Source organism: Amycolatopsis anabasis, assembly GCF_009765355.1.
GTDB lineage: Bacteria > Actinomycetota > Actinomycetes > Mycobacteriales > Pseudonocardiaceae > Amycolatopsis > Amycolatopsis anabasis.
In genome coordinates this window covers 1-13,267 of record NZ_VTHK01000012.1, presented here as the reverse complement: position 1 = coordinate 13,267, position 13,267 = coordinate 1, and the positions used below count along the sequence as shown (strand labels likewise).

The following is a 13,267-nucleotide window of genomic DNA, read 5'->3' as shown; positions in this document are numbered from 1 at the left end:
CTGTCCGGGGCTGGGGCCTACCGTGGGTTCGTCAGGGGCTCACGGCGCCGCAGGTGACGAAACTGCTCACTAAGCGACCGTGAGTTGGGGGCGCGAGCGGGGCTGGGTGCCTGGGGAGGATCGCGGTTGAGGCGGCTGAGCCTGAGCCAGGGGATCGTGCCTGAGCAGTGTGCACTTTCGAGTGAGATCCACAGCCCCTTGGTGTGGTTGTTGCGTTCCCTCGGGCCGCCTACCGTCGGTGGGCGGCTCCATCGTGGGGCCGAGCAGGGCGATGGAACACACGGTGTCCGTTTTCTTGCTGGCAGCGCCACCGGCGGCTGGTGTGCGTTGTCCAGCTCCGCGCCGAACAGCAACAGGGAGGCGCAGATGACCCGCAGCCACCGCACCACGAGGCCGCCGTCGTCGCGTGAGGTGTTGTGCGTGACCGTGACGATGCCCCAGCCTGGCGTGGTGGTCGTGACGGCCACGGGCGAGATCGACCTGTCCACCCAGGGAACGTGGTCAGCGTGCCTGGTCGACGCGCTTGACCCGCCGCCACCCGCGGTGCTGGTCGCGGATCTGAGCGAGGTCGCGTTCTTCAGCTGCGCGGGCGTGACCACGCTGATGCGGGTCGAGGCCAAGGCCGAGCGTGCCCACGCCGACTTCCGTGTCGTGGGCGGGCACCGGCCGGTGCGCCGCCCGCTGGAAATCGTGGGCCTGACCGAGCATCTGCACCTGTTCGACACCCGGGCGGCGGCGCTGGCTGCCTGAACAACCCAAGGAACCTGTCGGGCTATCGGATGTCGGCGGCGGCCAGGTCGGCGAGCAGGCTGTCGAGTTCGTCGACGCTGGCGGTGGCGATCCCGGTCCGGATCAGGGTGTGGAAGGCCTTCACGCGTTCCCACCAGCCGGTTGTGCGGCATGGGAGCGGGCCGGGGATCGGCATGCCGTTGGGCAGGGTGCCGATGCGGAAGGCGCTGACCCGGCGGGTCACGATCGAGTGTCGGCTGTGCAGCCAGAACCGCTCGTACACCACCGGCCCGCCGCCGTCGGCCGCAGCCTGGAACAGCTCTTGCCGGTCGAGCCGCACGTACCCGCGCCGCAGGATTCCGGCGGTGCCGCGCTGGTGGACCGGGATGATTGTGGTCGTGCTGTCGCGCACGTTCCACCGCACCCGGTCGTCGGGGCCGGGCAGTTGCCGCAGCAGCGCCCGGTAGCGGTCGGTCATCGCCGGGCTGGTGTGCCGTTCCTCGGCGAACCCCAGCCACGCCAGCCAGCTGGCCGCGGCCAGCAGCAGCGTGAGCGCGCCGCCGAACGTCACGGCTGCGGCGAGTTCGCGCGTCCACAACGCCAGGGTGGTCATCACCAGCAGGAACGTCAGGCAGACGATCGGGGCCACGAGGTAGGTCAGGCGCAGCCAGCGCGGCGCGGTGGCGGTCGCGTGGGCCATGAGGCTCGCCCCCGTTCGGTGCACATGCAGGTGATGATCCTGGACGTCGCCCGAACACCCCTACCCGTTACCTCACCGGGCTGCGTCCGATGTGGCCTGGTGGCCCGGGTCAGCCCAGGCGGTGGGCGTAGGTGGGGTGCTGGCCGTCCCAGCATTCGGCGAGTTCGCGCACCAGCCGGGTGCAGGTCCAGCACACGGTCCGGTCCGTCCAGTCCTCGGCCTGCCCGGCGGCGACGCGCAGAACCCGTTCAGCCGTGCGGCTGAACGCGCTGATCGCGGCCACCGCGGCGTCGGCGCCGGACCCGGTGAGCGCCTCGTCCACCTCGCCGGGACCGGGCAGGGCGGCCTCGTGGATGGCGCGGGTGCGGGCCAGGTGCTCGGCCAGGGCGTGCTCGACCGCCTCGGCGTTGCGTCGCCGGGCCCGCCACCGCGGATCCCGGGCAGCGGCCAGGCCGCAGCGGGCCGCGGCGCGCACTCCGTCGCGCACGGTCTGCAGCACTCCGTCCACGTCGGCGGGCGCGAGGACGTCCAGGGCAGCGGTGATCACCGCCAGCTGCGCGGCCTCTCCACCCGGTGCCGCAGCCTCGTCGAGTGGCACGGCACAACCTCCTGTCACCACATGACTGGCCCTGCGCGGACCGGTGCGCGGTGCACCCGGCCCGCGACCAGCGGCACACCTCCTACCCCGCGCGACGCGCGGGGTGCCCCTGGTGCCCGCCCGAGTTGTGCGTTGGGGTGAGCACCAGGGGCCGTTCGTTTACGTTATGCGGCATCCGGCAGGACGGCCGGATGAGTTGCGCCGGGTGCACCGGTTTCGGGTAGTCCGGCTACTCGAACGCTGGCACCGGCCTGTTGGGCGATCGCTCCGAGGATCCAGGTCGTGTGACCGGGGAACATCGGGTTACTCAACACAGCGTCGGTGGCGCACCTGGGTTCTCCGTGCGGACCGTCCGGGCCCCGGCTGACCGTGCCGACCAGGTACCACCAGCCGTCCCAGCCCCGCTGCAGTGCCCCGGCGCCCGAGTCGCCGAAGCAGTACCCCGACCGCTTCCGGCGGTCGTTGACGTCGCGGCCCTTGAGGACGCAGATCTCGTCCACGCCGATCTCCGCGCCCCGGCAGTCCCGCGACGTGGGCACCGCGCCGGGCGCGTCCGCCTCGTGCAGGTACCGCGGCACCGGCCCTTTGCCCAGATCGTCGACCGAGTGCAGACCCCAGCCGATCTCCCGCACCGGCCGGCGTGGGTCGACCATGGCCAAACCCGCCGGTCGGATCGTGGTGATCAGGCGATCGAAGGTCAGCAACAGCAGGTCGCCCTTCACAGCACCCGGCTTCAGCTTGTTCCACAGCGGTGACTTGCTGATCCGTGCGACGCGCCGCTCTTCGGTGCCGTGGTGCCGGTCGTGACTGCCGAATACCACACGGAACAGTGCCGGATTCTCCCAGTCGATCGGCGGACCTTCCGCCGCGACGTCGGACCGGTTCCCTTCGTGTCCGTCGTACCGGAAGGTTTTCGACCCGCCCGGTTCGTCGTTGGTGTGGCAGTGGGCAGACCCGAGAGCGTGCCAAGCCGTGATCAGCGTGACTCCGCAGCTGTGCCAGCGCGGATCGCCCTTGTGCTCCAACTGGACCGACCCGGCGAAGGCGTATTCCTCCGTTGCCGGGATGCCGCCCACGATCGCGTTCGCGGGACCGGCAAAAGCCAGGGTGACCGCGACAAGCAATGCCGCGGCGAGACCACCCACTTTTCTCCACATTGTCACAATGAATCCACCTCTGTTCTGTTCTCCTTCTTGATCCCAGCCGGTTAATCGGCCGAGTTTCGGACGTCACGACCGCCGCGTCCTGGGGAGGCGGTCAAGACGCCTTGCCATGACATCCCCGAATGCGCTGTCTTCGTGGGTTTGGTGGGGCTTCCTCTGGCAGCAGGGCCAACTCCTGGGTGTAGACACTGGTGAGCATCCTGGTGGCCGCGCGATTGCGTAGTGGGGCAAGCAATCGGTTTCCTATTTCTCAAGGAGGATGATGGCGCGTTCGGCAGTAGCGGTTTGTGGCGAGCGATAGCGGGGATCGAGTGAGCAGGCACCAAAGATGAGACAGTACGCGAGCTTGTGGCTGTCGAGGGTCGCTGCGTGCTGTTCCAGCAGGCTGAGAATGCGTGGGAAATCGGGGCGGCACATTTCTATCTCGATCACGTAGCATTGGTGTTCGGCGCAGCCCTCAGTGACCCCGCAGGTGGTGATCGTGGCCCGCCACGTTCCACCGGTGAGGGCGATTTCAACGCTGAGTTCGCTCATGCCGTGATCAAGCGGGTCGCATGCGCGGACCCGGCCGTCGTGGAACTGACCCTGAAAGCCCCATCGGAAGACGAAGAGGGCTTCGGTCGTGCCGAACCGTTGCGAGCAAGTCCACCCGCGCCGCTCGAAATAGAGGATCCAGGGGTCCGCGGTGGCGCAGATGCCCGGTGGGTTCGGAATTCCGCGGGCGATGCTGGCCGGGCCGTGGGCGGGCAGTCGACGGCTGGTGTCGACGGTGTGGGGAATGCTCATGCGGTCCTCGTCGAATCGTTCGGACACGTGGTTGGGAAAGGGTGTGCTGCGCTCGCGGGGTCGGTGTGTTCGGCGCAGCGTCGGAGGATCTCGCGCGCTTTGGCGCGGGCGGCGGGTTCCCCCATCACGGCCAGGGCGTGGTCGGCACGGAGGGCGAGTTTCCGGGCGGTGGCGTAGGAGTCGCGGTCCGCGTGGGTGATGGCGCGGGTGAGCGCGATGTCGGCGCGTGCGATGTCGACGCGCGCGCGGTTGTAGGTGTCGTCCTCGGCGTCGAGTAGCTGGTGTGCGCGATGCAGTTCGCGATCGGCGTCGTCGAGCCGGCCCAGGACGTGCAGCATGATGCCGAGTTCGGTTCGGGCGAGCCCTTCGGACCGCGGTTTCCCCAGGCGGGCATACAGGTCGGTCGCCCTCTCGTGGAAGTGCGCGGCGGTGCGCGCACCGGCTTGGCCGGGTCGGGTCGCGTGGACGATGCCCAGAGTCTTGAACGCTTTGGCGAGGTGACGAAATTGGCCAGTGCGTCGCGCGTAGGCGAGGCACTGCCCGGCCAGGGAGTGAGCGCGGCCGGTCTGACCGAGCCAGGCGTGGTGCCGGGCGAGTCGGTTGAAAATGGTGAACTCGAGGTCGGGATCCGCGCACCGCTGCACGGCGTCCAGTGCCAAGGCGTCCACGGTGCGGCCGAAGTCGTGATCGCCGTGCTGGGTGACCAGCACATCGACCGCGTCAGCGAGAAGGACGATCTCGCGGTGCATCCCGTGATTCCCGGCGCACCGGAGCAGGGGAACGATCGCGCCGGATCGCTCGGCGAGCCAGGCGAGCGCGCTTGAGGGTTCCCGAAGGCGCGGTGGCAACGCGACGCCACGCGAGTCTGGTGCGTCGTAAGCACGTTGGGATCGCGAGGGCATGATCGTTCGGGCGGCGAGTCGGACCGCGTGGACCCACCAGTGCACCAGGCGCCACACCGCTACCGAGGGGGTCGCGACCCAGGGTCGGCTGTTGAAGAATTCGTGGGCGTGCTCGTGGATCGTGCGGTCCATGCGGTAGACCCCGGCGCGCTTGTCGACCTCGTGGACGAGCAGGTGGCCAACGAGCCTGGTCAGCATGTCGCGGGCGTGGTCCACGTTTCGATCGGTGATCGCGGCGGACGCTTCGACGTCGAACGCGGCGCCGGTGGAGGGAAACAGGCCGAGTATCGCGTAGAAGTCACGTTCGGGTTTGGTGAGCGAGGCGACCGCAGTGTTCAAGGCCTGGGCGGGTTCAAGCATCAAGGTCTCCATCGGGGGTTCCTCGTGGCCGAGATGGGTGGAGATACCGAGGTGGGCCAGAAACTCGGGTAGGGGGCCGCCCCAGGTGCAGGCGGCGACGATCAGGTCGGCGACGGTGCTGGCGAGTCCGCCGGTGCAGACGGCCACCACGCTGGCCAGCGTGATGTCGTGGTGGTAGCCGGGGCCCAGGAACGCCTCCAGCACCTGGTGCACCCCGGCACCGTCGAGCGAGGGCACCTCGAGGCGTGCCGCGCCGAGGGCGACGAGTTCGGGCAGAAGCCGCTCGGTGGTGACGAGGGTGAGGCTCTCGGGCGCGGAGGGCAGCAGCGGCAGAACGTGCGTGGCGCTGCTGGCGCCGTCGAGCACCACCGCGAGCCGGAGCGCGGCGGTGACCGACCGGTAGAGCGCCTCCCGTTCGACGAACGCCTCGGGGACCTGACCGGCCGGGACGCCGAGTGCACGCAGGAACATGCCCAGAACGTCAGCGGCTGCTGATCGCGGGTCCGTACCGGCTTGGGCGCGCAGGTCGATGTAGAGCTGCCCACCGGGAAAGGCGTCTGGATGGTCGGCGATGTAGCGGCGCAGCCAGCCAGTCGCCAGCGTCGTTTTCCCGCTCCCCGGCGGACCAGTCACTTGCACGATGCGGCTGCGGCCGTGGTCGAGCCGCGCGATCCGTGCGAGTGCCTTCTGCTCGGCGCCGCGGTCGGCGAGCAGGACGTGTCCGGGGAGTTGCCGGGCCGGGATGAGGCACGGCTGCTGTGCCGTGAAATGGATGTCGCCGATCACGGTTCGCGCCTGCACCACCGGCCCGCCACCCCCGGCCACCACGTTGGTGACGTGGCCACCCATCACCACCACCACCGGGTCATCGGTGCCGCGGTGGCGGGCTGGGTCGACGGTGTTTCCTCGGCGGCACAGCCGACGGCAGAGGCACGGTCGGTGGATCCGCGGGTATGGCGGGCAGGACGCGCGTGGGCCGCTCCGTGATCGGCACGTCGAGATCCTCGGTTGGCCACTGCGGTTGGGGTGAGTCGCCGTAGCGGACACGGTCGATGATCGAGTCCACCGAATCCTCGTCGCGCAGCCGAAACCTTCGGCGCTCCAGGTCGTCGCGTTGGAGTTTTCGGCGCACAACCACTACCAGGGCGGCCACACTGGCCACGGCAACCAGCACAGCGCCACCGGCCAGCAGGGGAAACAGCACGGCATCGCACACGGCATACGGCCCTCAGCAGGAAGTTCAGTATCAGAAACAAAGGGGGTTCCGTGCTCGGTGGTTTGATGTGACAAGGAAATCGGTGACGGGCTCATCCGCAGGTTCGGCTTGTGGCTGCCTCTGCGGACGAGCCCGCACCGGTCAGCGGGTCCCGGCGTGGTCCAGCGGGATCCGGCCGACCAGCCGCGCCCCGGAGGGGATGCCACCATGGCGCGGCGGTGAAGCGGATCAGACCGCGCGGCATGGCCCGGGACCCATGGAGGCCAGATTCCGGCCACCCGTGCGGGCGGCCCGGATTCGGCATGGATCCCGTACGGGGTGGGCCTGTCGCGATAGTGTCCGGCCCGCCAGTACGGCGACGGCGGGAAACACCGCACCGGCCCGCCCGCGGTTGCCGATGATCTCGGCGCAGTCCGGGCAGATGCTGATCACGCCGCCCGGGGACTCGCGGTTGGGGGCGACCTGGTGCAGCTTCCCGCACAGCGTGCGCACCACCGCACCCGTGGCCGGTTCAGCGGCGCCGGTGTGGTGCTGCTGCCGATCGTCGGTCACGGGCTGGTAGTCACCATCGTCCAGGCTCCACCTTGACGCGCCGATGCCGCGCACGACCGGCGCCGTCGGGCTTGGTGGTGTCCGGCCGGTCCCGCCCGCAGGCCCTCGGTGGTCGAGCTGAGACGGCGCGGGGCAGATGCGGATCGCCGTGTAGCGTCGGGTCGTGCCCACGGCGGGCTCGCGGGCGGGACTCAGCATCGCGAACTCACCCCGTCACGCTGCGGGTGCGGGCTCGAGGCGCGGCCGCTGCACCGGATGCGAGGCGCCCGGATGCGGCACCTCGATGGCCCGCACCAACGCCGACGGCGGAGCCCCGCCGGTGCGGGCGGTGTCGTAGAGCCACTGCCCGTGCTCCGCGGCGCTCGTGTACACGGCAGGCGAGAGACCGCACCGGCGGTCCGCAATCCGGCTGGCGATCCCGATCAGCTTCGGAACGCCGTTGACCACTTCGACGCCCGCGGTCCCGGAATCGCCGTAGCACACCCCGTCCCGCCCGTTCGGGTTATCCAAGCAGATATCGCCCTTTCCGATCACGCCGTCGCAGCGCGACGGAGGGACGACGGTGGTCTCCAGTTGCTGCAGCCGCCGCGGTGGCGTGCCGTTGCTGCTGGGCTGGTCGTAGCCCCACCCGTAGGCGATGACCTCCGCGCCCGGCCGGGCCGGTTTCGGTGCGAGCTGGATCTGCTGCACGTCCACCGCGTGGTCGAGCTTGAACAGCGCCACGTCGTTCGGGCCGCCCCACACATAGCCCTGGGGCACGTAGATCGCGGTGACATACGCGATCTCACCGCCGGTGTCGCGGAATTTGCTGCCGACCCGGACCCACAACTGCCGGTCCTGCACCGGAATCGCCGCGACCTGCGGATCCACCTGCAACTGGGTCGCGGCCTCACGACTCGGCGCCTGAACGCCGCAATGCGCGGCGGTCACCACCCATTCGCGAAACAACACAGCGCCACCGCAAAAGAACTTCCCTTGCACGCCGCCGCGCACGTCGGCGTGCAGGGCCGCAACGTAATCGGTCTGACCGACCGCCTCATGGCCACCGACAATGCGCGTGCTCACGTCATCGTCTGCGGCCGCGGTGCCCGGGAACAACATCGATCCGGCCAGCGCGAGCACCGCCATCGCGCAGCGCACTCTGAATCTCACCAACTACCTCCCGTTCTCGCGGTTTCCTATTCCACGGCGCACACCAGTTGCCGTAGTTCGTCGCCACCGGTCATTGCCCGGGGAAAGGGCGTGCCGGTGAACAATTCGGTGTCGCCCCGCCGAGGCGATCTATCCGGGTGGCGCGGGGAACGACAGGTGCAGGGAAGGCTGAAGCCGACCAGGCGGCGGACCTCGAGTACAGCCGCGCCGTTCCGCCACCCGGTCGGCAGGATGGGGACGCTGCCGCCGCCCGCGGGAGGCGGAGGTGGCTGCTCGGCGGCCCCGGAGGGGACGAAACGAAGACGAGGGAGCGCGGACAGGCATAGCATGCAAGGCAGCCACCGGAACCGGAACCACGGGAGCGGCCCGCCGGGCGGAATGACCGGGATCGACGCACCGCAGACTGCTCGCCGGTACGGACCGTTCGGGCCTTGCTGGACCCGGGCTTCGCACACCAGGATGTGCCGCGGATGCTGAAGCGCTCCAGCGCTCAATGGTTCCGCGGCTACGCAGATCACGACGATGCCTTCCGAGATAGTAGGGCGGAGAGAGACCGGCAGGCGCGGCAACAAGAACGAAATTCGAGTTCTTCAGCGCCCTCGCCGGGCTCCCGCCATGGGGAGCGGGTGGGATGCGATCACCCTAGGTACCGGCGCGGTAACTTGGTTGTGGATAAGCGTTGACAACTTCTCGGCAGTCGAGGAGGCCGAAACTGTCAACACCGACGGGAGGTCATCGATGTCGCCTTCGTCTGCGCGCTCGCCGCTGGCTGCTGCGCGCTCCCTGGGTATGAACCCCGACCGAACCGCCAAGGTCCTCAAACAGCTCCGCGATGAGCGGGAAATCAGCCAGCGCGACCTCGCTGCCGCCACGTTCGTCGATAAGAGCACGGTCTCCTGCTTCGAATCGGGCAGCCGCTGGCCGCAGGACCGGAACTGGGTGGAGCAGGCCGACCGCGCACTGCGCGCTGGCCATCGACTTCTGGACGCGTGGGATGCCGACCAGCGGCAGATCGCCGAAGCCACCAACACAATGCGGCTACTTGTCGAGGGGCAGCGAGAGTCCGAACGCCTGCTGGCGATGCCCGATGTGGCCGATGCCGACGAGCTGCACCAGTGCATCGCCGACCTCGCGATCCGCGCCCGCAGAGAGCCAGCCGCAGAAACTCTGGAAAGTACCGAGCGGGTTCGACAGGAACTTGTCCGCCGGCTACGGCAGCGTCGCGGCCCCACTGCCCGCGACGCGGAGCTCATGGTTGCCCTGGGCAGGGCATGCGGCATCCTGGCCTACACGGTGCTCGATCTTGGACAACCCCACGCCGCCAAGATCCACGCCGCCGCTACCTTGGCCCTGGCCAACCGGGCCAACCACGACGGCCTACGCGCCTGGGCTTACGGAACGCAGTCGCTCATCTATCGCTTCGCGAAGGACTTCGAGAACGCGCAGAAGGCGGCATCCGATGGGCTCCAGTACGCGGGCTCGGGCACCTCTCTTCCTCGGTTGCGGTGTGGCCTGGCGCAGAGCACCTCCAATCTCGGCGACACCGCTCGGGCGATCGAACTGCTCGATCAGGCGGCGCGCGATCGCGAAACGTGCGGTACCGATGAAATCGGCGGCCTGTTCACCTTCACCGAAACAAAACAGATCTACTACGGCGGCAGCGCTTTGATCTGGGCGAGAGACCCGTCTGCGTTGCGGCGCTCACTCGCCTCGTCCTCAGAGGCGATCGCGCACTGGAAACACCAGCCCAGCCCAGGCGACGAGATGCTTTCCCAGGTCTACCTCGGGATCGCCAACGCCAAATTGGGTGAGCTAGACGCGGCCGAGTCTGCGTTGCGTCCCGTCCTGGACCAGCCGATCGACCGGCATTTCTCGTGGGTACGCAAGCGGCTGCATCAGCTGGCGGATTATCTCAAAACCCACTATCCGGGCGCGGAAACGGCGATTTCGATGAGGGAAGAACTGCAGAGCTACACCCACTCGGATTAGCGGGAGAGCGACCGGAAAAGCCAGGGGAGCACGTCGCCGAGCACCATCTCGATGGCGAGCCGGATTTCCGAGCGGCGATCGGTGCGCGCTCTATGGCACCTCGCAGGTATCGACCTGGGTGCCGTAGTAGGCGAGCACGCGCTGGGTTGCGCGGGGCGGCAGCGGCGTGCCGCCGGGCGGGCCGTCCGGGACACGGACGTGGACCTGGCGGGCGGCGGCGTCGACCAGCAGGTCGATCATGTCGGCGGTATCGGGTGCCCCGGCGAGCACCAGGTCCCGGTACAGCGCGTCCGCGGGCAGCACCTCGAGCACGATCGCCTGTTCGTCCACCTGGTGTACCGCGTCGCGGTACACCAGGAGCCGTTCGATCACCAACCATGGCGTCATCGTCGGTGCTGCGCCGCCACCCCGCACACGCGGGGTGGCCTCCCGACCCATGTGCCGCTCGGCCGTACGGCATCCCCGCACGCGATCACCAAGCTCGCCGTCACCGGTCCGGTCCTTCCAGCGGGTCAGTCGGGCGCGGGTTGGCTGCGGCCTCGTCTGCGGGACCACGCTGGTTTCGGGGTTTTCGAACCGGGTCGTGCTTTCACACCCCACGCGGCCAGGACGCGGCTGGACCACAGGGCACTGGAGCCCGGGCGGTGCTGCGTCCCGGCCGGCACGGCATCAACCGGAAGGTAGAGCCCTTTGCGGGCGCGGAAACGGGCGAACCAGCCGGATTTGTTGCCGGATAGGTTGATGTGCTGCTGGACGTATCCGGCCTCGCGGGTATATCCGCGCTCGGGGTCACGGTGGAGCACCCACCAGCGGTGCTTGTCCGCGTCGCCGGAGTATCGGGCCAGGTGCCATCCCTCGCCCAGTTTGTCGGCCAGGTCGACCGTCTCGTCGGGGTTCGGCCGGGCCTGATCGGAGGTATCGACCGGCTCGGGGGGTGGCTTTTCGAGGGTTTCGCCGTGGGCGGTCAGGATGCGCTCGAAGTTGCGCAGGCAGCCGGTGCAGGTCGGTGCCGCGGTGGTGCTGAGGCCGAGTCGGACCGGGGTGGTGCGCTGGCCGGTCTCGCACAACGGGCGTCCTGGCCGATACGGGCGCCGGACTTTCAGGGCTGCGGCGGGCACGATGTGCCGGGGCCCGACGGGATTGAACGGGTCGGCGCCACGGGTCTGCGTCCGCACCGTCGTGGCGACGGGGAACTTCGCCTGGTTGTGTTCCCACCGTTGTTGGACGTCCGGGTCGGTGTCCAGCCACAGTTCGGTCCCAGTTGTCCGGAAGTGGTCCAGGAGCCGGTCGACCACCGCCCGCGCCACGGGATGCGTCCACATGTCCTGGCGGAAATGGTCGTTCTCCAGGTACGTCCGGGTCGGGAACCGGCCGATCTGGTAGCGAGCCTCGGCTTCCAGCGCGGCGGCCAGGTCGTGCTCGCCGACCTCGGATGCGGTGAACCGGGCGCGGAACTCGGCGTCGGCAAAGGCCAGCACCTGGTGCCTCCTGCGGGGTGCGGGCAGGACCACCAGCCACTGACCTCGCTCCACCTCCGTTCCCGCCGCCTGGTGACCGGGACCGTTCTCCTTCGGGCGCAGGGACACGCTGCCCCGGTCGTTCGGGTACCGCCGGAAGTTCTCGTCCGGGATGTAGCCGAGGATGCGGGCCAAGCCGTAGACCACCGCGTCGCGCACCGGGTCAGACTTCTCCGGGTAGCGGACCGCCAGCACGCCGCCGGTCACCTCATACCGCAGCGGCTGCTCGCTGGCGCTGCTCGGATCGGCCACTGGGTGCTTCCCATCGGATCGGCCGGATGCGTCGGGTGCGCGCGGGGGATCGGCGGGCTCCTTCCGTCGGGGCCCCGACGCGGATTCAGGGACGGCTTGCACGGATGGTCTCCTTCGCGGTGTTCGGAGGTGATCGGATTCGGCTCTGCCCAGGCGACGCTCGTCGCCCGGGGTGGTGTCGCGGTCATGGCCGAGTGGGCAGCGGTAACTCGGTGGCTCGTTCGGGTAGTTTGGCGGCGGACACCTCGGGTTGCACACCGACCCGTCCAGGCCGTCGTATTGATCCCGATCTGGATCGGGATCCGGGCACGCAGTGGACAGCAATCTAGGCACTCCGCACTGTTATGGCGATGCCACGTCGAGTGCACCTGGCTGGGCGCAGCGGCAACCGCGAAGTGAGTCCACCACGAGCGCGCGTTCGCCCGGGCGGACGTCGCCGACTGAACTTCGTGGCGTCATGTCGGTCGTCGGCGCGTTGGTTGAGCATCCACATGTGGTCCAGCCAGGCGTTGGCTACTTCCATCGCTTCAATCGGCCGCGCGCCGTGCGAACATCTCCGCAGACCCGTGATAATGGCACGAACGACTGTGGATGCCGTACTTCTCGACTCGGCGATGTCCTTTTTCACCGCTTGGGCCAGGAGGGCGAAAAGGCGGTCTGTGCTGTCCGCGGCGGCGAGAAACCCCTTTCGTCCGGGTGGTGAAGTCAGACTGGACGTTAGGGCAAGGCGCTCGTCGTCCTCTTCGAGGTATAGGCCTTCTGGACGCTGCTGGTCGTCCTCGCCTGCGAGGGCGACCTCAAACACTGGCAGTTGTCGTCGCTTCGGAGGGTTCTCCGCCAGTTCAACGAGCTGTCTGTGTAGCGAAATCACCTGGTCTAGCCCGGTCAATTCTCGGATTGCCAAGGTCTCCTCGTCCTCATCGCGCTGGATCAGCGCAAGCACGTCGATGTTCATGGCGTTCCCTTTCATCGAGTGAGGTTCTTCCGTGCGGTGGCGCACGTTCGTGGGAGGTAGCTCTCCCTTTTCGTTGGCGAAATCGGCGAGCTTGGCAGGCACCTAGTTGGGTTTTCCTGCCGTAGTCACTGTCCGGCGCCAGTTGTCGAGTTCTTCTGGTTTGATCAGCACGTCGCGGGCCTTGGACCCTTCCGACGGGCCGACCACGCCCCGGCTTGCCAGCAGGTCCACCAGGCGGCCCGCCGTGGCGAAGCCGGCCCGCAGTTTCCGCTGCAGCATCGAGGTCGACCCGAACTGCGAGGTCACCACCAGCTCGGCGGCCTGCAGCAGCACGTCGAGGTCGTCGCCGATGTCCGGGTCGATCTCCTTCTTCTCGCCCGGTTTCGCCGCGGTGAC

The 13,267-nt window shown here is 68.7% G+C and carries 13 protein-coding genes; 2 read left to right on the top strand and 11 right to left on the bottom strand.

The window, feature by feature from the left end:
* Positions 1-420: 420 nt before the first annotated feature.
* Entirely contained in the window at positions 421-750 is a 330-nt protein-coding gene (locus FXO23_RS17430; protein ID WP_158886118.1) for an STAS domain-containing protein, read from the top strand.
* 22 nt (positions 751-772) lie between these two features.
* Here the strand turns inward: FXO23_RS17430 and FXO23_RS17425 are convergent, their stop codons facing one another.
* The 7 genes from FXO23_RS17425 to FXO23_RS17395 form a co-directional block, all read right to left on the bottom strand.
* Positions 773-1,429, bottom strand: coding sequence for a hypothetical protein (locus FXO23_RS17425; protein ID WP_158886116.1), 657 nt, complete (start codon positions 1,427-1,429; stop codon positions 773-775).
* Positions 1,430-1,538: 109 nt separating this feature from the next.
* A complete protein-coding gene (locus FXO23_RS17420; RefSeq protein ID WP_158886114.1) occupies positions 1,539-2,027 on the bottom strand; it encodes a hypothetical protein in 489 nt (162 codons plus the stop codon).
* A 164-nt stretch (positions 2,028-2,191) separates the two neighbouring features.
* Complete coding sequence (locus FXO23_RS17415; protein WP_158886112.1) at positions 2,192-3,184, bottom strand: S1 family peptidase; 993 nt, start codon at positions 3,182-3,184, stop codon at positions 2,192-2,194.
* 249 nt (positions 3,185-3,433) lie between these two features.
* On the bottom strand, positions 3,434-3,976 hold the full coding sequence (locus FXO23_RS17410; protein WP_158886110.1) for a hypothetical protein: 543 nt from the start codon (positions 3,974-3,976) through the stop codon (positions 3,434-3,436).
* The gene (locus tag FXO23_RS17405; protein ID WP_158886108.1) at positions 3,973-6,087 is read right to left on the bottom strand and encodes an ATP-binding protein; all 2,115 of its coding nucleotides are present in this window, start codon (positions 6,085-6,087) and stop codon (positions 3,973-3,975) included. Before FXO23_RS17405 ends, FXO23_RS17410 begins: the two co-directional genes overlap by 4 nt.
* A 595-nt stretch (positions 6,088-6,682) precedes the next feature.
* Entirely contained in the window at positions 6,683-7,204 is a 522-nt protein-coding gene (locus FXO23_RS17400; RefSeq protein ID WP_158886106.1) for a hypothetical protein, read from the bottom strand.
* 15 nt (positions 7,205-7,219) lie between these two features.
* Positions 7,220-8,134 carry a S1 family peptidase gene (locus FXO23_RS17395; protein ID WP_158886104.1) on the bottom strand — a complete coding sequence of 305 codons (915 nt, stop codon included), beginning with the start codon at positions 8,132-8,134 and terminating at the stop codon, positions 7,220-7,222.
* Between the two features lie 813 nt (positions 8,135-8,947).
* Between FXO23_RS17395 and FXO23_RS17390 the strand changes: the two genes are divergently transcribed.
* Positions 8,948-10,147: a helix-turn-helix domain-containing protein gene (locus tag FXO23_RS17390; RefSeq protein ID WP_158886102.1), complete on the top strand. Its 1,200-nt coding sequence runs from the start codon at positions 8,948-8,950 to the stop codon at positions 10,145-10,147.
* A gap of 90 nt (positions 10,148-10,237) precedes the next feature.
* Here FXO23_RS17390 and FXO23_RS17385 read toward each other — a convergent pair whose 3' ends face one another.
* From FXO23_RS17385 to FXO23_RS17370, 4 genes are all read right to left on the bottom strand, one after another.
* Positions 10,238-10,534: a hypothetical protein gene (locus tag FXO23_RS17385; RefSeq protein ID WP_158886100.1), complete on the bottom strand. Its 297-nt coding sequence runs from the start codon at positions 10,532-10,534 to the stop codon at positions 10,238-10,240.
* Between the two features lie 125 nt (positions 10,535-10,659).
* The gene (locus FXO23_RS17380) at positions 10,660-11,916 is read right to left on the bottom strand and encodes a hypothetical protein (protein ID WP_158886098.1); all 1,257 of its coding nucleotides are present in this window, start codon (positions 11,914-11,916) and stop codon (positions 10,660-10,662) included.
* Positions 11,917-12,241: 325 nt separating this feature from the next.
* Positions 12,242-12,973, bottom strand: coding sequence for a hypothetical protein (locus tag FXO23_RS17375; protein WP_158886096.1), 732 nt, complete (start codon positions 12,971-12,973; stop codon positions 12,242-12,244).
* The coding region (locus tag FXO23_RS17370; protein WP_281356544.1) for a DNA translocase FtsK at positions 12,974-13,267 on the bottom strand (294 nt) is incomplete at its 5' end.